The organism is Polaromonas sp. AET17H-212, assembly GCF_002379085.1.
Taxonomy (GTDB): Bacteria; Pseudomonadota; Gammaproteobacteria; order Burkholderiales; family Burkholderiaceae_C; genus Polaromonas.
On the sequence record NZ_NBZW01000029.1, the window covers coordinates 1 to 18,863 of the forward strand.

At 63.1% G+C, this 18,863-nt stretch carries 19 protein-coding genes and 1 pseudogene; 14 read left to right on the plus strand and 6 right to left on the minus strand.

The features are described from left to right. From B7G53_RS18380 to B7G53_RS18395, 4 genes and pseudogenes are all read left to right on the plus strand, one after another. Positions 1–516 (plus strand): annotated as a pseudogene (locus tag B7G53_RS18380) (type I glyceraldehyde-3-phosphate dehydrogenase); the annotation flags it as partial. Beyond that, on the plus strand, positions 513–1,760 hold the full coding sequence (locus B7G53_RS18385; protein WP_096670397.1) for a phosphoglycerate kinase: 1,248 nt from the start codon (positions 513–515) through the stop codon (positions 1,758–1,760). The pseudogene B7G53_RS18380 and the gene B7G53_RS18385, both read left to right, overlap by 4 nt. A 66-nt stretch (positions 1,761–1,826) precedes the next feature. Next, the gene (gene fba / locus B7G53_RS18390; protein WP_096670399.1) at positions 1,827–2,864 is read left to right on the plus strand and encodes a class II fructose-bisphosphate aldolase; all 1,038 of its coding nucleotides are present in this window, start codon (positions 1,827–1,829) and stop codon (positions 2,862–2,864) included. A gap of 122 nt (positions 2,865–2,986) precedes the next feature. Next, positions 2,987–3,295 (plus strand): c-type cytochrome, encoded by a 309-nt coding sequence (locus tag B7G53_RS18395; protein WP_096670401.1) that lies wholly within the window; start codon positions 2,987–2,989, stop codon positions 3,293–3,295. Positions 3,296–3,470: 175 nt separating this feature from the next. On the opposite strand, the gene B7G53_RS18400 is transcribed toward B7G53_RS18395, so the two are convergent. Next, a complete protein-coding gene (locus tag B7G53_RS18400; RefSeq protein WP_096670403.1) occupies positions 3,471–3,788 on the minus strand; it encodes a metal-sensitive transcriptional regulator in 318 nt (105 codons plus the stop codon). Positions 3,789–4,023: 235 nt separating this feature from the next. On the opposite strand from B7G53_RS18400, the gene B7G53_RS18405 reads away from it, so the two are divergent. The 10 genes from B7G53_RS18405 (at position 4,024) to soxB (ending at position 13,444) form a co-directional block, all read left to right on the plus strand. Beyond that, positions 4,024–4,596 (plus strand): DUF302 domain-containing protein, encoded by a 573-nt coding sequence (locus tag B7G53_RS18405; RefSeq protein WP_255250080.1) that lies wholly within the window; start codon positions 4,024–4,026, stop codon positions 4,594–4,596. Between the two features lie 45 nt (positions 4,597–4,641). After that, positions 4,642–5,928 (plus strand): OmpP1/FadL family transporter, encoded by a 1,287-nt coding sequence (locus B7G53_RS18410; RefSeq protein WP_096670405.1) that lies wholly within the window; start codon positions 4,642–4,644, stop codon positions 5,926–5,928. Between the two features lie 160 nt (positions 5,929–6,088). Next, on the plus strand, positions 6,089–6,406 hold the full coding sequence (locus B7G53_RS18415; protein ID WP_255250081.1) for a hypothetical protein: 318 nt from the start codon (positions 6,089–6,091) through the stop codon (positions 6,404–6,406). A gap of 332 nt (positions 6,407–6,738) precedes the next feature. Next, positions 6,739–8,106, plus strand: coding sequence for a sulfite dehydrogenase (gene soxC / locus B7G53_RS18420; RefSeq protein ID WP_441339000.1), 1,368 nt, complete (start codon positions 6,739–6,741; stop codon positions 8,104–8,106). Further along, a complete protein-coding gene (locus B7G53_RS18425) occupies positions 8,090–9,205 on the plus strand; it encodes a c-type cytochrome (protein WP_096670407.1) in 1,116 nt (371 codons plus the stop codon). Before soxC ends, B7G53_RS18425 begins: the two co-directional genes overlap by 17 nt. A 69-nt stretch (positions 9,206–9,274) precedes the next feature. Further along, the gene (soxY, locus tag B7G53_RS18430) at positions 9,275–9,733 is read left to right on the plus strand and encodes a thiosulfate oxidation carrier protein SoxY (protein ID WP_096670409.1); all 459 of its coding nucleotides are present in this window, start codon (positions 9,275–9,277) and stop codon (positions 9,731–9,733) included. A 49-nt stretch (positions 9,734–9,782) separates the two neighbouring features. Then, complete coding sequence (gene soxZ / locus B7G53_RS18435; protein WP_176491410.1) at positions 9,783–10,094, plus strand: thiosulfate oxidation carrier complex protein SoxZ; 312 nt, start codon at positions 9,783–9,785, stop codon at positions 10,092–10,094. A gap of 84 nt (positions 10,095–10,178) precedes the next feature. Then, a complete protein-coding gene (gene soxA / locus B7G53_RS18440) occupies positions 10,179–10,982 on the plus strand; it encodes a sulfur oxidation c-type cytochrome SoxA (protein ID WP_096670413.1) in 804 nt (267 codons plus the stop codon). 12 nt (positions 10,983–10,994) lie between these two features. After that, positions 10,995–11,642, plus strand: coding sequence for a sulfur oxidation c-type cytochrome SoxX (gene soxX / locus B7G53_RS18445; RefSeq protein ID WP_096670415.1), 648 nt, complete (start codon positions 10,995–10,997; stop codon positions 11,640–11,642). Positions 11,643–11,707: 65 nt separating this feature from the next. After that, positions 11,708–13,444, plus strand: a complete 1,737-nt coding sequence (gene soxB / locus B7G53_RS18450; RefSeq protein ID WP_096670417.1) for a thiosulfohydrolase SoxB — start codon at positions 11,708–11,710, stop codon at positions 13,442–13,444. Positions 13,445–13,473: 29 nt separating this feature from the next. Here the strand turns inward: soxB and B7G53_RS18455 are convergent, their stop codons facing one another. From B7G53_RS18455 to acsA, 5 genes are all read right to left on the minus strand, one after another. Continuing rightward, positions 13,474–13,734: an acyl carrier protein gene (locus B7G53_RS18455; protein WP_096670419.1), complete on the minus strand. Its 261-nt coding sequence runs from the start codon at positions 13,732–13,734 to the stop codon at positions 13,474–13,476. Beyond that, the gene (locus B7G53_RS18460) at positions 13,731–14,963 is read right to left on the minus strand and encodes a dihydrolipoamide acetyltransferase family protein (RefSeq protein WP_096670421.1); all 1,233 of its coding nucleotides are present in this window, start codon (positions 14,961–14,963) and stop codon (positions 13,731–13,733) included. Before B7G53_RS18460 ends, B7G53_RS18455 begins: the two co-directional genes overlap by 4 nt. Further along, positions 14,960–15,949, minus strand: a complete 990-nt coding sequence (locus B7G53_RS18465; protein WP_096670423.1) for an alpha-ketoacid dehydrogenase subunit beta — start codon at positions 15,947–15,949, stop codon at positions 14,960–14,962. Before B7G53_RS18465 ends, B7G53_RS18460 begins: the two co-directional genes overlap by 4 nt. Further along, a complete protein-coding gene (pdhA, locus tag B7G53_RS18470) occupies positions 15,949–16,893 on the minus strand; it encodes a pyruvate dehydrogenase (acetyl-transferring) E1 component subunit alpha (RefSeq protein WP_369680287.1) in 945 nt (314 codons plus the stop codon). Before pdhA ends, B7G53_RS18465 begins: the two co-directional genes overlap by 1 nt. A gap of 128 nt (positions 16,894–17,021) precedes the next feature. Next, positions 17,022–18,800 (minus strand): acetate--CoA ligase, encoded by a 1,779-nt coding sequence (gene acsA / locus B7G53_RS18475; protein WP_096670485.1) that lies wholly within the window; start codon positions 18,798–18,800, stop codon positions 17,022–17,024. Positions 18,801–18,863: the final 63 nt, after the last annotated feature.

The following is an 18,863-nucleotide window of genomic DNA, read 5'->3' on the forward strand; positions in this document are numbered from 1 at the left end:
GGCATCAAGCGCGGCCTGATGACCACCGTGCATGCCGCCACCGCCACCCAGAAAACCGTGGACGGCCCGAGCAACAAGGACTGGCGCGGCGGCCGCGGCATCCTGGAAAACATCATTCCCTCGAGCACCGGCGCGGCCAAGGCCGTCGGTGTGGTGATCCCCGAGCTGAACAAAAAGCTCACCGGCATGTCCTTCCGCGTGCCGACCTCCGACGTGTCGGTGGTGGACCTGACCTGCGAGCTGAGCAAGGAAGCCACGCTGAAAGAGATCTGTGCCGAGATGAAGGCGCAAAGCGAAGGCGCCCTGAAGGGCATCCTCGGCTACACCGAAGACAAGGTGGTCGCCACCGACTTCCGCGGCGAGACCTGCACCAGCGTGTTTGACGCCGACGCCAGCATCGCGCTGGACAGCACCTTCGTCAAGATCGTCGCCTGGTACGACAACGAGTGGGGTTACTCGAACAAGTGCCTGGAGATGGTGCGCGTGGTGGGCCTGACCGCAGGACGGGCACTGTGAAATTTCTGCGTTTTACCGACATCGCGAGAAGCGGTTTGGCGATCAACAAGCGCGTCTTCATCCGCGCCGACCTGAACGTCCCGCAAGACGACGCTGGCAACATCACCGAAGACACCCGCATCCGCGCCAGCCTGCCCTGCATCCGCATGGCGCTCGATGCCGGCGCGGCTGTCATGGTGACCAGCCACCTGGGCCGGCCTGCCGAAGGCGAATTCAAACCGCGGGACTCGCTGGCGCCCGTGGCCCAACGTCTGGCCGAACTGCTTGGCCCCAGGTACGTGCCGCACGGTGTGCCGCTGGTTTCCAGCTGGGTTGATGGCTTCCAGGTCGATGGCCAGCCGCTGCAAGCCGGCCAGCTGGTGATGCTCGAAAACTGCCGCCTCAACATCGGTGAAAAAATGAACAGCGAAGCGCTGGCCCGCAAACTCGCCGCTCTCTGCGACATCTTCGTGCATGACGCCTTCGGCACCGCGCACCGCGCCGAGGGCAGCACCTACGGCATCGCGCAGTATGCCGCCATGGCCTGCGCCGGGCCCCTGCTGGCCGCTGAAATGGATGCGATCAGCCAGGCGCTTGCCAATCCCAGGCGCCCGCTGGTGGCCATCGTCGCGGGCAGCAAAGTCTCGAGCAAGCTGAGCATCCTGCAAAGCCTGGCCAGGAACGTGGACCAGCTGATTGTGGGCGGCGGCATCGCCAACACCTTCATGCTGGCGGCGGGTCTGAACATCGGGAAAAGCCTGGTCGAACCCGGTCTGGTGGCCGAGGCCAAAAGCGTGATCGAAGCCATGAAGGCGCGCGGCGCCGAAGTGCCGATCCCGACCGATGTGGTGACGGCCAAGACCTTCAGTCCCGATGCCCCCGCCACGGTGAAGAAAGCCACGCAAGTCGAAGACGACGACCTGATTCTGGACATCGGCCCGGAGACGGCCAGGCGGCTGGCAGAACAGCTCAAACACGCGGGCACCATCGTCTGGAACGGCCCGGTCGGTGTTTTCGAATTTGCTGCGTTCGAGAACGGCACCCGGGAAATCGCCACAGCGATTGCCGAATCAAGCGCATTCAGCATTGCCGGTGGTGGCGACACGCTGGCAGCCATTGACAAGTACGGCATCGAAAGCCGGCTGGGCTACATCTCCACCGGTGGCGGCGCCTTCCTCGAGGTGCTGGAAGGAAAAACGTTGCCCGCTTTCGAGATTTTGCAACAACGCGCAGCTGCGCACGCTGTGCAGTCTGCTATTAATTAAGTAGCAAACAATATAGTTGAAACGGCCGCTGGAGGCCGATTGTATTTAAAATTCAAGGAGATAGTCATGGCTTTTGTTTCCCTTCGCCAGGTGCTCGATCACGCGGCCGAGAACGGCTACGGTGTGCCGGCGTTCAATGTCAACAACCTCGAACAAATCATCGCCATCATGGAAGCGGCGCAGGAGACGGACAGTCCGGTCATCCTGCAGGCTTCGGCCGGTGCGCGCAAATACGCCGGCGAGGCCTACTTGCGCCACATGATGCTGGCGGCCGTGGAGACGCATCCCGACCTTCCCGTGGTGGTGCACCAGGACCATGGCACCTCGGCCGCCGTCTGCCAGCAGTCGATTCGCTCGGGCTTTACCAGCGTGATGATGGACGGCTCGCTCATGAGCGATGGCAAGACACCCGCCAGCTATGAGTACAACGTCGACATCACGCGCCGCGTGTGCGAGATGTCGCACCCTGTTGGCGTGTCCGTTGAAGGTGAGCTCGGTTGCCTGGGCTCCCTGGAAACCGGCGAGGCTGGTGAAGAGGACGGCATCGGGGCTGAGGGCAAACTCACGCACGACATGATGCTGACCGACCCGGTGCAGGCCAAAGACTTTGTCGAGAAAACCGGTGTTGACGCGCTGGCCATTGCGATCGGTACCAGCCACGGCGCCTACAAATTCACCCGCAAGCCCACGGGCGACATCCTGGCGATTGACCGCATTGCGGCGATTCACGCGCAGATTCCCAACACCCATCTGGTGATGCACGGCTCTTCCAGCGTGCCGCAGGAATGGCTGGAAATCATTCGCCAGTTTGGTGGGGACATCAAGGAAACCTACGGCGTGCCGGTGGAAGAAATCCAGCGTGGCATCAGAAGTGGCGTGCGCAAGATCAACATCGATACCGATATCCGGCTGGCCATGACCGGCGCCATGCGCCGGGTATTTGCGCAGCAGCCCAGCGAGTTTGATCCGCGCAAGGCCCTGGCGGCCGCCAAAACGGCGGCGCGGGGCATTGTCAAGGCGCGTTTCGAGGCCTTTGGCTGCGCCGGCATGGGCAGCCGCATCAGGCCTGTCGGCATGGAGACCATGAGTGCCCGTTATGCCTGAGGGCTGGGGAATTCCCTGACCAGATGGCGGCGCCCCCGGCCGCTGACACATCAGAATTCAGTTAAATTAGCGAAGACTGATATATATCGTCTTTTTCCAACCTACGACCCAGGAGACTGTCCATGAATTTTTCCCCCGTCCTCATCGCCGTCATTGCGCTGGTTTCAGCGCCTGCGTTCGCCAACAAGGAGCTCGCCAGCCAGAAGGCCTGCATGGCGTGCCATGCCGTCGATAAAAAACTGGTGGGCCCCGCCTACCAGGACGTGGCCAAAAAATATGCCGGCCAGAAGGACGCCGAGGCCAACCTGATTGCCAGCATCAAGAAAGGCGGCTCCGGCAAATGGGGTCCGATTCCCATGCCGGCACAAGCTGGCTTGACGGATGCCGAGGCGGCGACGCTGGCTGCCTGGGTACTTGCTGGCGCCAAGTAAGCGGCAAGAGGGCCGGTGGCCTGGAGCAAGCGCTGGCCCGCTGGCTCACACGGGAATGCGGGATCCGGCCCGCCCTGCGCCGGACTCAGCTCAGGATGATCACGTCATGCGTGGGTAGTCCGGTCCGGAACAGCTGAGTGCCGCTTTCAGGCGAGGCGCTGCACCTCGGCACCCATTAACCGAATTTTTCCAGAAGGTGGGCCGCGCGTTCCACCTCGGCCATGGCCTGGGCATCGGTTTCGGATTCGTGGACGGCCTCCATCAGGGAGCAGGCCATCATGCGGTAAAAAGTCCTGTCCATGGCCTTGCGTGCGGCAGACATCTGGAGCGCCACGTCTTCACAAGACCGCCCGCTCTGGATCATCTCGATCAGCCCACGCACCTGGCCTTCGACGCGACGCAGGCGGTTCAGCACATCCTTCTGGTGATCTTCACGGTAAGAGGAGGCCGGGACGGGAGCCTCGGTGCGACGCGGAGTGCCTTTGGTTGCCATGGGAATCCATTGTTGCGATGGTTGAGCCGCTCTGATTTTGCCAGATCGCCGCTGGCGCCACGCGCCTGCCGGTTGTTGTTTAAATACCCTACCCCCTAGGGTATAGGGTTGTTCCCAGTGTTCGCGAAATGATTGTTGACGCACTATCGCTGCACATTGGCGACTAGGAACTTCCTGCTGCTGATGTCGAAACGCCGTTCGACAACAAACCTACTTACTGAACAAGGAACTGCAAGTGAATGCCCTGACAAAATTTCTCAAATGGGTGCCCGTGCTGGCGATCATGATGTTGACCGGATGCGGCACGATCAGCACGATGGGCAAGCTTGAAAACGGCGCCGGCGCCGAAGCCAGCAAGATGTGGGATCGCTGGATTGAAGCGGACGGTGACATCGCGGTGGCTACCACCTGGGAGCGCAAAGTGAAGGCCGGTGTGACGGTCAACGACATCGAGCAGGTTTTCGCCCAGATCTCGGCGGAAAAGAACATGAAGAGCGTGGGTGAACTGCCTCTGTCGAAAGAGCTCGAGGCGCGTACCGGAACCAAACAAAAGTTCCTCAAGGTCTACTCCTTCTGCACGCCCGTGACGGCTCGCATGATGGTGGACTTCAGTCCGCACATGGCGGCCTATCTGCCTTGCCGCCTGACGGTGGTTGAGCGCGACGATGGCCTGTGGATCTATACCCTCAACATGGACATGATGGTCAAGATGGGGCGCAAGCTTCCCTCGCCATTGAAAGAAGAGGCGTGGAAGGTCCGCGAAACCATTTACCAGATGCTGGACCGGGGCGCCAAGGGCGAGTTCTGAGCGATTGATTGTTGATATCCATAACTAGTACACAGGAGACAGTAGATGACCACGTCAAAAACAGCCAAAGCAGCAAAAAGAGCAGTTCGTAATCTGGCCGCGTTTGCCATCATTGCAGGCCCGCTGACAGCGGCCATGGCCACCAACGGCTACTTTTCGCATGGCTTCGGCATCAAAGCCAAGGGTATGGGAGGGGTCGGCATCGCCCTGCCGCAGGACGCCATGGCGGCAGCAACCAATCCGGCAGGCATGGTCGATGCGGGCAGCCGTGTTGACTTCGGCGCAGACCTGTTCATGCCGGACCGCACCGTGACGTACACGTCCGCGTACCAGGGTGTCGCTGCCGGTGACTACCGCAGCGGCCAGCGTCACTTCGTGGTCCCGGATTTTGGCTATAACCGCATGATCGCCAGCGATCTTGCGGCCGGCGTGGTGGTGTATGGCAATGGCGGCATGAACACCAACTATGGCACCAACCTCATCACCTCGGCGGGCTCCCATACCTACACCAACCTGGAGCAATTGTTCATTGCCCCGACCATTGCGAAAAAGATTGGCAACCACTCGTTCGGCGCGTCGTTGAATCTCGTTCGCCAGACCTTCGAGGCCAAGGGCCTGGAAGCCTTCGACAATGCCAATAACAGCCGTTATGTAGGCTCAGTGACCAACCGTGGCAGGGATGTCTCAACCGGCTTGGGCTTCAAGCTCGGCTGGACCGGCCAGGTATCGCCAACGGTCACCTTGGGCGCGGTCTACCAGAGCCGTACCAGGATGTCGAAGTTCGACCGATACAAAGGCCTCCTGGCCGAGGAAGGGGGTTTCGACATTCCTGAGAGTTATGGCTTCGGGGTGGCGTTCAAGGCCACGCCCAAGACCACCGTGGCGGTTGACCTGAGCCAGATCAATTACGGCAGCATCAAGTCCGTCGCGAACCCCGGTGCACTCTTTCCGGCGGTCTCGGGAACCCCCATGGGCCCCGCCAACGGTTCCGGCTTTGGCTGGACCGACATGACGGTGCTCAAAGTCGGCGTGTCGCATGAATACAGCAAGAACCTGACCCTGCGTGCGGGCTACAACCACGGCAAGATGCCGATCAACAGCCAGAACACGTACTTCAACATTCTGGCGCCGGCCACTGTCGAGCAGCATGTGACGCTTGGCGCTACGTGGACACTGGCCGACAAATCGGAGTTGAGCCTGAGCTACATGCATGCGTTCAGCAAAGGCATCGCCGGCGTTTCGAACGGCAATGGCCAGTCCGTCGCGGGTTATCCGGTTGATCTCAAAATGAAGCAGAACGCCATCGGCATCGCCTATGGCTGGAAGCTGTAAACAGCAGATCTGAAAGGGGCGAAGGTGCAAACGTCCGGCCTTCAAGCATGGGGGACGTCCATTTGCACGAAAAACCGTTTGGCGCTCAGGTCGTATCGGCTGCCCGGCAGCATCCGGCGACGTTTGCGCGACACGGCCCCTTGCTGTACGCTTGTATGCCATGAGCACATCAACCTTCCCCCTGCTCCTGTTGTTGGTTGGCGCATCTGCCGGCGCGCAAGTGCCGGCCCTGTACGAGGGCGCTGATCTTAAACTGGGCGAGCGGTTGATTGCGGAACACAAGTGTGCGGCATGTCATCGGCAAAAAGTGGGTGGCGATGGCAGCGCCATTTACCGACCCGCCGGGCGTGTCAACACGCCGGGCGTCTTGCGCGGCATGGTGGAGTCGTGCAATACCGAGCTGAACCTTGGGCTGTTTCCTGAGGAGGTGACGGCGATCTCGGCCGTCCTGAATCGGGACCACTATCGCTTCAAGTAGCGTGATGGCCCCTCGGCGGTGGTGAAAACCCTCGAAATTGTTTTCGCATTATCATTTATATTAGTGTATACGGATATTCGGAATCTAAAAAGAATGGACCACCCGTACCGGGACGTAGTCGGGCATGCCGGTCGTACAGAGGGGTGTGGGGGCGGGCGCCGCCAGGTGCTGGTCTTTCGCTGCACGGCAGCCAGGTTCGCAGTGCGGGTGGACGAAGCGCTCCGCTTCTGAAGCGTCGGTGAGTTGGCGCAGGAAAAAGCGGATGCGGGTTGACGCTGCAGGCCCGGCTGGAGATGCAGCGGTGGTCCGGTTATTTATCAAAAGGAAACTGTGTGAAGCAAGACGACTTGAGCTCAGGAAGAATCCTGAAGGCACCCGAGAGCTTTTTGAGCCGGGACGGCATCAAAACGGTTGTCGCAGAGGCCCGCCACGGGCGTCGCGACTTCATTCGCAGCGCCTTTGCCGCTGCGGCAGCGGGGCTGGCCGTGCCGGCTGCGCTGGCGCAGGGAAATCCGGTGCCAGCCGAAGGTGGCGATCCCAACATCCTGAACCTGCCCGAGCACAGCAAGGGCCTGGGCCAGCCCGTGGCCTCCGATGGCGGCTATGGCAAGCCGTCCAAATATGAGGTGAATGTTCAGCGCCGCCAGAGCCCGGGCCTGACCCAGACTCCGCAGGCTTCGGTGTCGTTTGCGCCGCTGCAGTCGCTGTTCGGCATCGTCACCCCCAGCGGCCTGCACTTTGAGCGGCATCATCAGGGCTGGTGGGATGTGGATCCTTCCAAACACCGCCTCATGATCAACGGCATGGTCAAGGCGCCCAGGGTGTTCACGCTGGACGAAATCATGCGCCTGCCTTCGGTGTCGCGTTTTCACTTCATCGAGTGCGGCGCCAATACGGCGGTCGAGTGGGGCAATGTGGCGGTGCCAACAGTCCAGTACACCCATGGCATGGTTTCGTGCAGCGAGTTCACCGGCGTGCCGCTGATCACCTTGCTCGAGATGGCGGGGGCCGACCTCAAGAGCGGCAAGTTTGTGCTCGCCGAAGGCGCCGATGGCTCCTCCATGACGCGCACCATTCCCATGAGCCTGATCAAGTCCGGCGAAGTGTTCGTGGCCTACGGCCAGAACGGTGAAATGCTGAGACCCGAGCAGGGTTATCCATTGCGCCTGATCGTGCCGGGGGTGCAGGGGGTGAGTTGGGTCAAGTACCTGCGCCGCCTGGAGGTGGGTGACCAACCCTATGCCGCCAAGGACGAAGCGATTCACTACATCGATTTGCAGCCTGACGGCACGCATCGGCAGTACACCAGCATCCAGGAGTGCAAGAGCGTCGTGACCACGCCGTCGGGCGGGCAGGTCTTGCTGGACAAGGGCTTCTACAGCATCAGCGGGCTGGCCTGGTCGGGCCGGGGCAAGGTCAAGCGGGTGGATGTGTCGGTGGACGGCGGACGCAATTGGCGTACCGCGCGGCTGGAGTCGCCGGTGCTGACGAAGGCGCTGACCCGGTTCAGCCTCGACTGGGTGTGGGATGGCAAACCCGCCATCATCCAAAGCCGCGCCATGGACGACACCGGTTACGTCCAGCCGAATTACAAGCAGCTTCGCGCAGTGCGCGGCACGCGCTCCATCTATCACAACAATGCCATCCAGTCCTGGTTGGTCCAGGAAAACGGCGAGGTGAAAAATGTCCAGGTTTCATAAGGCAGTCGTGACTGTCGCCATGCTTGCTGCGGTGAGCTTGGCGGGCGCACAGAGCGGCGCCAACTATCCGGGTGTGGGACGCGCTGCGACGCCCAAGGAGGTCGCTGCCTGGGATATCGATGTGCGACCGGATTTCAAGGGTCTGCCGCCAGGCTCGGGGACGGTCGCCAAAGGGCAGGACGTCTGGGAAGGAAAATGTGCGTCCTGCCACGGAGTGTTTGGCGAGTCAGGCGAAGTCTTCAGTCCTCTGGTCGGCGGCACCACGGCAGAGGACATCAAGAAAGGGCGTGTCGCCAATCTCACGACGACAACCTACCCGGGGCGCACCACCCTGATGAAGGTGTCCACACTCTCGACCTTGTGGGACTATATCAATCGTGCCATGCCATGGACGGCGCCCAAGTCGCTCACGACCGAGGAAGTCTATTCGGTGACGGCCTTTCTGCTGAACCTGGGTGGCATTGTTCCAGACAACTTCACGCTCTCCGACAAGAACATGGAGGAAGTCCAAAATCGGCTGCCCAACCGCAACGGCATGACGACACGGCATGCGATGTGGCCAGGCAACGAATTGGGCGGTGGCGTCAAGCCTGACACCAACAATGCGGCCTGCATGAAAAACTGTGCGCCTGAGCCCAAAGTGGCGTCTTTCCTGCCGGACTTTGCGCGCAATGCACATGGAAATCTTGCGGAGCAAAACCGGCCGGTTGGGGCTCAGCGTGGCGTCGATACGACCCGGCCGGAGGGCAAGGCGCCGGCACCCGGCGTGGCTGCGGCGCCTGTCGCTCAGAAAGCGGCCGAAGCGGCGCCAGCCAGACCAGCGGCCAGGGCCGAGCCGGCGGGGGGCGACAGCAAGGCAGCGCTGGCATTGGCGCAGAAATACAGCTGCACGGCGTGCCACGCAATTGATAAAAAGATCATCGGCCCCAGTTTCGCGGAGATTGCCAAAAAGCACGCCGGGAAAGAGGACTATCTTGCGGGCAAGGTGAAGGCGGGCGGTGTCGGGGTTTGGGGTGCGATGCCCATGCCCCCGCAGAGCCTGAGCGAGGCCGAGGCCAAAACCATTGCTGCGTGGTTGGCATCAGGTGCGGGAAAATGAAGGCCGGGAATGTCCCGATGCCGGGCATTGATTCTTATATTAGCATTTACTTGATCAAGGAGATTTAACATGCAAACACGTCGCGAGACACTCAAACAGGGCGCCATCGTTGCGGGCCTGCTGGCATCCACGGGCTTGTTCCCTCAGTATGCAATGGCTGCCTACAACAAGCCTGCGTTCGAAGCCAAGACGCTGGCCGAGGTCCTGAAGGCACTGGGTGCGGGCGCACCGGTCGAAAGCAAGGATGTCACCATTGGCGGCCCCGACATTGCTGAAAACGGCGCCGTGGTGCCCTTGACCGCCGGCACCACCCTGCCCGGTGTGAAGCAGATTCTGATTCTGGTCGAGAAGAATCCGGCGGCCCTGGTGGCGCTGTTCAATGTGACCGACAGCGTCGAGGCAAGCTTCGCCACCCGCACCAAGATGGGCCAGTCTTCGGACGTGTACGCCGTCGCAGTGATGGCTGACGGCAAGGCGCTTTATGCAAAAAAAGAAGTCAAGGTCACGCTTGGCGGTTGCGGCGGCTGATTGCCACCGTTTTTTTTGAACAATTCAATACTGATTCAGGAGTAAGAAAATGGCAGATCCGATGCGCATTCGCGCCCAGGCAGCTGGCGACAAGGCAACCGTCCGTGTTTTGATGAGCCACGAGATGGAGTCCGGTCAGCGCAAAGACGCTGCAGGCAAAATCGTGCCCGCCTGGCATATCCAGGAAGTGACCGCCACCCACAATGGCAAGACCGTCATGACGGCGGAATGGGGTCCAGCGGTTTCCAAGAACCCTTTCCTGCAGTTCACCGTCAAGGGTGCCAAGGCCGGCGATAAAATCGGCGTGAGCTGGAAAGACAACAAGGGCGAAAACCGGGCTGACGAAGCAACGGTCTCTTGAGTTTTCAGGTTCTGTGTTGAGAGTGGAGAAGGGCGTGCTCTTCTCCATTTGCGTTTGGCTTCATAACAAATTCAAGAGGTGACAATGACACAAGCAAAACTACTGATCACGGCCGTCCTGGCTGCCGTGATGGCCGGCAACGTGTGGGCGCAGAAGTCTGCGGCAGAGGGCATTGCTGAATACCGTGCCATGCTGCAGGACGGCAATCCGGCCGAATTGTTTGAAGCCAAGGGCCAGGAGCTCTGGAAACAGAAGCGCGGTGTCAAAGCAGCGTCGCTTGAAAAGTGCGACCTGGGCAAGGGCCCTGGCGTGGTCAAGGGTGCCTTCGTGGAATTGCCGCGTTATTTTGCGGATACCAAGCGTGTGCAGGATATGGAGTCCCGCCTGCTCACCTGCATGGAAACCCTGCAGGGCTTCAATGCCGCCGAAATTGCCAAGACGCCTTTCGGCAAGGGCGAGCAAAACAACGTGACAGCGCTGGCGGCCTGGATATCGGCCGAATCCAGAGGCATGAAATTCAACCTGCCGCAGGACCATGTGCAGGAAAAAACCATGTACGAAGTGGGCAAGCGGCTCTTCTTCGCCCGGGGTGGCACCCATGACTTTTCCTGCGCCTCCTGCCATGGTGCGGACGACAAGCGCATCCGTTTGCAGGACCTGCCCAACCTGACCAAACAGCCGGGCGCTGGCAATGGTTTTGGTGCCTGGCCGGCCTACCGCGTCTCCAACGGGCAGCTGTGGGGCATGCAACTGCGTCTGAACGATTGTTACCGGCAGCAACGCTTTCCTTACCCCCTGTTCGGCAGCGATGCGACCGTCGCACTCGGCGTTTATATGGGCGTCAACGGCAAGGGCGGCGAGTCGATTGCCCCGGCCCTCAAGCGTTAAGGAGACAGCATCATGAAAAAAACCATCAAATACCTCGTTCCGGCCCTCGCAGTTTTTCTGGCGGGCTGTGCTGTCATGCCCTCCAGTGCGGATCTGGACAAGCTGGCGGCCGACATCGCCAAGGCGTCGTTCCGTGACGAGGGCCAGGCCAAAGTTGATCGCCTGGTCCAGGATGATGCCAACCGTGAATGCAGCGCCGCTGATGTGGCCGGCAAGCCGATTGATCAAAAAGTGGCCCAGGCCATAGAAGCCGCGAACCTGAAGACCATCAAGTGGCCGTCAGATGGGAAATTTCTGGGCGACTGGGCAGCGGGCGAGAAAGTCGCCCAGGACGGACGCGGCATGACATGGACCGACAAGGCTGGTTCGGTCAATGGCGGCAACTGCTACAACTGCCACCAGATCAGCAAGCAGGAAATTTCCTTCGGCACCATAGGCCCGAGCCTGTACAACTACGGCAAGCTGCGCGGCGTGGCGGATCCGGCCAGCCCGGCGTCCAAGCCTATCGTGGAATACACCTGGGGCAAGATCTGGAACGCGCGGGCCTACAACGCCTGCTCGCAAATGCCGAGGGCTGGCCACAATGGCTTCCTGACCGAGCAGCAGATCAAGAATATCATGGCCTTGTTGCTGGATCCGAAATCGCCGGTCAACCAGTAATCTGAATCCGACCCGGGCTTGTCCTGGGTCTTTTTATTTTTTCTTACTTCATTAGTTGCCGATTTATGAATTTAACAAAACGTGAATTTTTTCAGGTCCTGGGCGCAGGCACCATGGCCGGCATGGGCTTGGGCGCCTACGCCGATGCCGATGCTGCGACAGCCGCCAACGGGCTCTATGACATTCCCAAGTTTGGCAGCGTGTCGTTTCTGCACATGACCGATTGCCATGCCCAGCTCAAGCCCATTTACTTCCGCGAGCCGAATGTCAATCTGGGCATTGGCGGCATGAAGGGCAACCTGCCGCACTTGGTCGGTGAGCACTTGCTCAAGGCGGCGAAGGTCCGCCCCGGTACGGCCGAAGCCCATGCGCTGACTTACCTCGACTATGAAAAGGCGGCACGCCGCTACGGCAAGGTCGGTGGCTTTGCGCATCTGGCGACGCTGGTGAAACGCCTCAAGGCCAGCCGCCCCGGGGCGTTGCTGCTTGACGGCGGAGACACCTGGCAGGGTTCGGGCACCGCCTTGTGGACGAATGGTCAGGACATGGTCGATGCCTGCAAGCTGCTGGGCGTGGACGTCATGACCGGCCACTGGGAGTTCACGCTGGGCATGGAGCGGGTCAAGGAAATCATCGAGAAGGACTTTGCGGGCAAGGTCGATTTTGTGGCGCAGAACGTCAAGACCAACGACTTTGGCGATCCGGTGTTCAAGCCCTATGTGATCCGCGAAATCAATGGCGTTCCCTGCGCCATCATCGGCCAGGCCTTTCCGTACACGCCGATTGCCAATCCGCGCTACATGGTTGCCGACTGGGCCTTCGGCATCCAGGACGAAAACATGCAGAAGATGGTCGATGAGGCACGCGGCAAGGGGGCGCAGGTCGTGGTGGTCCTGTCCCACAACGGCATGGACGTGGACCTGAAGATGGCCAGCCGGGTGACCGGCATAGACGCCATCATGGGCGGCCACACGCACGACGGCATGCCGGTGGCATCGCTGGTGAGCAACAAGGGCGGCAAAACCATCGTGACCAACGCCGGCTCGAACAGCAAGTTCCTGGGCGTGCTCGACTTCGATGTCAAGGACAAAAAAGTCAGCGATTTCCGCTACAAGCTGCTGCCTGTTTTTGCCAACATGCTGCCGGCCGACCGCGAGATGGACGCACTCATCACCAGGGTGCGCGCACCGTATGAGGCCAAGCTGTCGGAGCAGCTGGCCATCACCGAAGGCACGCTGTATCGCCGCGGCAACTTCAATGGCACGGGTGACCAGTTGCTGGTCGATGCGCTGATGGACGTGCAGGGAGCCGACATCGCGTTTTCACCGGGTTTCCGCTGGGGCACCAGCCTGTTGCCGGGGCAGGCCATCACGCGTGAATGGGTGATGGACATGACGGCCACCACCTACTCCTATGCCACCCTGACCGAGATGAGCGGTGAGACCATCAAGACTGTTCTGGAAGACGTGGCCGACAACCTGTTCAACCCCGACCCCTACTACCAGCAGGGTGGCGACATGGTGCGCGTGGGCGGCCTGCAATACAGCTGCAACCCGCTGGCCGGCATGGGCAAGCGCATCGACGAGATGCGCCTCAACGGCAAGTTGATCGAGGCCGACAAGAAGTACAAGGTGGCCGGCTGGGCACCGGTGGCTGAAGAGGCCAGGAACCAGGGCAACAAGCAGATGTCGGAGGTCGTGGAGACCTGGCTTAAGGCCCGTGGTGGCAAGGTCAGTGCCCGCAAGCTCAATACGCCCAAACTCACTGGCGTGCTGCCCAATCCTGGCTACGCGCCGGTGTGAACTGAACGCGGAAGGGGAATCCAACCCTTTCACCCCTTGCTGACCCGCCGCTCCAGCAGGTAGTCGAGCAGCTTGTCGAGGGTCACCAGCCGGGCGTAGTCCGCCTCCGGGATGTTGACGCCCAGGCGCTCGTGCAGGGCCACCAGGAAGTTGAGCCAGTCCATGGAATCCAGATCGACCTGGTGGCGCAGCGGGCGGGTGGGGTCGAGGGTTCCGGGCTCAACTTCCGGCGCGATCGAGCGCAGGATGTCCTGCACGGTGGCGGCCAGGGCCGGGCGGTCGTTCGTCATGGGTTGCTTCCTTCCGGGGTCGCCGCTGGCGCGATGTTGTCAGCCAGCGTTTGCGGCTGCTGCAACAGCTCACGCAGTTCGGCCAGGAACAGGGCGCCCTGGTGGCCGTCCGAGGCGCGGTGATCGGCGGCGAGCGTGGCCGTGAGCAGCGGCAGCGCGCAGACCTTGCCGTCCTGCACCCAGGGCCGCACGGCCAGACGGCCGAAGCCCACCAGCGCCACCTGCGGCGGATAGATCACGCCGAAGACCGCCTCCACACTCTGGTCGCCCAGATTCGTCACGGTGAGGGTCGGATCACTCATCTCGGAGCTGCGCAGCGAGCCGGCCCGCGCGCGCCGGACCAGATCGGCCAGTTCGTGCATGAGCTGCACCAGCGGTTTGGCCCCCACGTCGTGGATAGCCGGTGCCACCAGCCCGCCGCCGCGCAGCGAAATCGCCACGCCGGCATGCACGGCCGTGGCCGGCTGGAATTCACCGTCGCGGTAGAAACCGTTGAGCTGCGGTGCGCGCCGCAAGGCCACGGCCACGGCGTGGAGCAGCAGCACGGCGGGCAACATGCGTTCGGTGATCGCCACGCCCTCGTTGCGCTGTTGCAGCCAGGCCAGCGCCGCGGTCATCGGAATCGTGTCGCTCAGGTAGTAATGCGGAATCTCGCGCTTGGAGCGGCTCATGGCCGCGGCAATGGCCTGGCGCATGACCTTCTGGCGGTCCGGCGCGCTGGCCGCCACTGCCGGCGCCACCCGTCCGGCCGCCGCGGCCTCGATGTCAGCCAGCGTGACCGCGCCCTGTGGCCCGCTGCCCCTCATGGTGTCGGGATCGAGGCCGAGCTGCTTCGCGCGTCTGCGTGCGGCGGGTGACACCGGATGCCGTGCCGCCATCGTTGTTGATGGAGCTTCCGGCACTGGTGGCGTGACGGGCTGCGGCAGAGCGGCGGCCGCAGTGAGCGGCCCGGCGGCAGGTGCCGGGGCTTCAGCCGGGGCGGCGGCTTCTTCCCCGGGTGCCTGCAGCCGGGCCAGCACGGTGCCCACCGGCACCTTCTCGCCGGGTTGCACCAGCAGCTCGGCCACCACGCCGTCCTGCCAGATCTCAACATCGACCGCCGCCTTGGAGGTGTCCACCACGGCCACCACCTGGCCGCGCTTGACGGCGTCGCCCGGTTTCACCTGCCAGGTGAGCAGCGTGCCTTCATCCATGTCGGCGCCCAGCGAGGGCAGCTTGAAGTCCATCATGGGGTGCTCCCGAACAAGGCGCGGGCGGCGGCCACGATTTTCGGCACCTGCGGCAGGGCGGCCTCTTCCATGTGGCGGGCGTACGGGATCGGCACCTCCTCGTTGCACACACGCGCCGGCGGCGCGTCGAGGTCGAAGAAGGCCTGCTCCGTGATGCGCGCCATGAGTTCGGCCGCCAGGCTGCCCGAGCGCCAGCTTTCGTCCACCACCAGCGCGCGGCGGCATTTGCGCACCGAGGCCATCAGCGTCGCGTCATCGAGCGGGCGCAGCACACGCAGGTCGATCACCTCGGCGGAAATCCCGAGTCCGGCCAGCTCCTGCGCCGCCTGCAGCACCTTGGGCAGGCTGCCGCCGTGGGTGATTAGGCTCACGTCGGTGCCCGGCCGCCGCACCCGCGCGCTGCAGATGTCCAGCGCTGGTGCCGTATCGTCCGGCAGCTCGGCCTCCAGGTTGTAGAGCTGCGCATGTTCGAAGATCAGCACCGGGTCCGGGTCGGCCAGCGCCAGCGCCAGCATGCCGCGCGCATCTTCCACGGTGGCCGGTGCGAGGACCCTGAGGCCGGGCACATGGGCATACCAGCCTTCGAAGCTGTTCGAGTGCTGGGCCGCCACTTGCCGGCCGGCGCCGGTGGCCATGCGGATCACGATGGGGACCGAAAACTGCCCGCCCGACATGTGGCGCAGCATGGCCGCCGTGTTGACGATGGGGTCGAGCGCCAGCAGGCTGAAATTGACCGTCATGACCTCGACAATCGGCCGCATGCCGCCCAGCGCGGCGCCTATGCCGGCGCCGACGAAGCCGAGTTCGGACAGCGGCGTGTCGCGGATGCGCTCGGGGCCGAACTCGGCCAGCAGGCCCTTGGACACCGCGTAGGTGCCGCCATAGCGGCCCACGTCTTCACCCATCAAAAAGACGCGCGGGTCGGCCTGCAGGGCTTCGTGCAAGGCTTCCCGCAAGGCTTCGCGGTAGGTGATGCGGCGGACCATCAGGCGCTCCCTTGCGGTGTGTACACGTCGCGCAGCAGGTCGGCGACGGGCTCCCAGCTGCCAGCTTCGGCAAACGCCACGGCCGCGTCGACCTCGGCCTGGGCCGCGGCATCGAGCGCCAGAAACTCCTCTTCGGTCAGGCTGCCTTGGGCCTTCAGGCGCGCGGTGAAGGTGTGGATGGGGCCGCGCGTTTTCCAGGCCTCGACCTCGGCCTTGTCACGGTACAGGTCGGGGTCGAACATCGAGTGGGCACGAAAACGGTAGGTCTGCAGCTCCAGGAATACCGGGCGACCCGTGGCGCGCACCTGCTGCGCGGCGCCTTGCACCGCCTCGTGCACCGCCACCACATCCATGCCGTCAACCCGCACGGTGGCCATGCCATAGGACGCGGCCTTCACACACAAATCGGGCTGCGACTCCGAACGCGCCAGCGCCGTGCCCATGGCGTACAGGTTGTTTTCGCAGCAATACAGCACCGGCAACTGCCACAAGGCGGCCAGGTTGGCTGCTTCGTGAAAGGCGCCCTCGGCCATGGCGCCTTCCCCAAAGAAGCAGGCGGTCAGCGCCTGGCGCTGGCGCAGCTTGTCGGCCAGCGCCAGCCCTGCCGCGAGCGGCAGGCCGCCGCCCACAATCGCGTTGCCGCCATAAAATCGCCGGGCGCGGTCAAACAAATGCATGGAGCCGCCACGGCCGCGCGAGCAGCCCTCCTGCTTGCCATACATCTCGGCCATGATGGCGTCCATCCTGACGCCGCGCAGCAGCGCATGGCCATGCTCGCGGTAGGTCGCCACCACGTTGTCCTGGGGTTGGAGCGCGCGCAGGGCGCCGGTGGCCACCGCCTCCTCGCCGATGTAGAGATGCAGAAAGCCGCGGATCTTCTGCTGGCCGTAGAGCTCGGCACACTTTTCTTCCATGCGGCGGATGCGCAGCATGTCGGCCAGCATGGTCAGGGAAAAGGCCTTGTCCCAGGGCACCGGACCACTGGGCGGTGCGGGCACCTGAAGGCTGTTGGCCCCCACGCTGCCCCCCGAGGGGGCGCTCGCGCCTTGGGACGGCCCGGCGGCGCGCGTGCTCATGCGCCCCCCTCCAGCGTCGAGGTGTCGCCTTCGGGCAGGCCGAGTTCGCGCGCCTTGAGCAGACGGCGCATGATCTTGCCGCTGCGTGTGCGCGGCAGCACAGTCAAAAAGGCAATCTCCTTGGGCGCGACGGCTGCGCCCAGGCGCTTGCGCGCGTGCGCGAGGATGTCCATGCGCAGGGCCTCGTCGGGCACGTGCCCATCCTTGAGCGAGACAAAAGCCTTGACCACCTCGCCGACCACCGGGTCGGGCTTGCCGATCACGCCGGCTTCGGCCACGGCCGGGTGTTCCATCAGCACACTTTCGACTTCGAAGGGGCCGATCAGGTGGCCGGCCGACTTGATGACGTCGTCGCTGCGTCCCACAAACCAGTAGTAGCCGTCAGCGTCCACCCGCGCCAGGTCACCCGTGAGGTAGAGGTCGCCGGCAAAACACTTGCGGTAACGCGCCTCGTTGTTGAGGTAGCCGCGAAACATCGATGGCCAGCCGGCCTTGAGCGCAAGTTCACCTTCCACATCGGGGGCGTCGATCACGCGCACGCGCGGCGGCTCGCCTTCGGCTTCGAGGTGTTCGACGATGCAGGCCGTGATGCCGGGCAGCGGCCGCCCCATGGAGCCGGGCTTGATGTCGAAGGCCGGCGTGTTGGCGATCATGATGCCGCCGGTTTCGGTCTGCCACCAGTTGTCGTGAATCGGCAGGCCGAGCGCCTGCTGGCCCCACCAGACCGCCTCGGGGTTCAGCGGCTCGCCGACGCTGGCGACAAATCGCAAATCGGGGAAGCTGTGTGTTGGCGTTGCCTCCAGGCCGGACTTCATCAGCATGCGAATCGCCGTGGGCGCGGTGTACCAGACGCTGATGCGCTCCTGCGCCAGCAGGCTGTACCAGCGCTCGGCGTCGAACTCCTCGCGGTCAATCAGCGAGGTCACGCCATGCAGCAGCGGCGCGATGATGCCGTAGGACGTGCCGGTGACCCAGCCCGGGTCGGCGGTGCACCAGTAGCGGTCGCCGGGGTGCAGGTCGAGCGCGTAAGTTCCGGTGGCATGGTGGGCGACCACCGCGCCATGCACATGGATGGCGCCCTTGGGCGTGCCGGTGGTGCCGCTGGTGAAATGCAGCAAGGCGGGGTCTTCCGGTGTGGTCGCCACCGTGGTGAAGACATCGGAGGCCTGGTGCATCAGCGTGGCCAGGTCCAGCGTATCCGGCTCGTGCGTGAGGCCGCCGTCTTCTGCCACCAGCAACACATGGCGCAGCGTGGGCATCTTCCCGCGCATGGCCCCGACCTTACGCTGGTAGAGCCGGTCGGTGGTCACCAGCACCTGGCCGGCGCCGAGGTTGATGCGTGTGGCCAGGGGCTCGGGCCCGAAGGCCGAAAACATCGGCGTGACCACCGTGCCGTTTTTCAGCGCGCCCAGCACCGCGGTGTACAGCGCCGGAATACGCCCGGCCATGACAAACAGGCGGTCGCCCTTGGCGATGCCCAAGCCCTGCAGCACGTTGGCAAAGCGGTTGGTCTGGCGTGCGAGTTCGCCATAGCTCAGGTCCAGCGCCGGGATATCGCGCGCCACAAAACGCAGCGCAATGTGGTCGCGCAGGCTGCCCGTGGCATGGCGGTCCACAGCCTCGAAGCCGATGTTGAGGCCGCCGCCGGGCAGGCCCTGCAGCGCCCGCCGGGCCGCGTCCCAGGAAAACTCGCGGCATTGCGCTTCGTAGCTGGACAGGTTGGGCGGCACGCGCAGGTCGCGCGCCGTCTTCCGGATGACTTCGGGTCTCTCCACGGCCTTCCCCTTCAACGACGGCTCCGGCTGAGCCGCTGGTCAGCTTAGCCCTGCTGCGCGACG

Excerpts from the sequence above, each read along its gene's own strand:
- B7G53_RS18425 (WP_096670407.1), top strand. The coding sequence starts at position 8,090 with ATGTCCAGGTTTCATAAGGCAGTCGTGACTGTCGCCATGCTTGCTGCG.
- B7G53_RS18400 (WP_096670403.1), bottom strand. The coding sequence starts at position 3,788 with ATGGCAACCAAAGGCACTCCGCGTCGCACCGAGGCTCCCGTCCCGGCC.
- B7G53_RS18460 (WP_096670421.1), bottom strand. The coding sequence starts at position 14,963 with ATGATGGACTTCAAGCTGCCCTCGCTGGGCGCCGACATGGATGAAGGC.
- soxY (WP_096670409.1), top strand. The coding sequence starts at position 9,275 with ATGCAAACACGTCGCGAGACACTCAAACAGGGCGCCATCGTTGCGGGC.
- B7G53_RS18465 (WP_096670423.1), bottom strand. The coding sequence starts at position 15,949 with ATGGTCCGCCGCATCACCTACCGCGAAGCCTTGCGGGAAGCCTTGCAC.
- fba (WP_096670399.1), top strand. The coding sequence starts at position 1,827 with ATGGCTTTTGTTTCCCTTCGCCAGGTGCTCGATCACGCGGCCGAGAAC.
- soxB (WP_096670417.1), top strand. The coding sequence starts at position 11,708 with ATGAATTTAACAAAACGTGAATTTTTTCAGGTCCTGGGCGCAGGCACC.
- B7G53_RS18415 (WP_255250081.1), top strand. The coding sequence starts at position 6,089 with ATGAGCACATCAACCTTCCCCCTGCTCCTGTTGTTGGTTGGCGCATCT.
- B7G53_RS18455 (WP_096670419.1), bottom strand. The coding sequence starts at position 13,734 with ATGACGAACGACCGCCCGGCCCTGGCCGCCACCGTGCAGGACATCCTG.
- pdhA (WP_369680287.1), bottom strand. The coding sequence starts at position 16,893 with ATGCTGGCCGACATGCTGCGCATCCGCCGCATGGAAGAAAAGTGTGCC.
- B7G53_RS18395 (WP_096670401.1), top strand. The coding sequence starts at position 2,987 with ATGAATTTTTCCCCCGTCCTCATCGCCGTCATTGCGCTGGTTTCAGCG.
- soxX (WP_096670415.1), top strand. The coding sequence starts at position 10,995 with ATGAAAAAAACCATCAAATACCTCGTTCCGGCCCTCGCAGTTTTTCTG.
- B7G53_RS18410 (WP_096670405.1), top strand. The coding sequence starts at position 4,642 with ATGACCACGTCAAAAACAGCCAAAGCAGCAAAAAGAGCAGTTCGTAAT.
- soxZ (WP_176491410.1), top strand. The coding sequence starts at position 9,783 with ATGGCAGATCCGATGCGCATTCGCGCCCAGGCAGCTGGCGACAAGGCA.
- soxA (WP_096670413.1), top strand. The coding sequence starts at position 10,179 with ATGACACAAGCAAAACTACTGATCACGGCCGTCCTGGCTGCCGTGATG.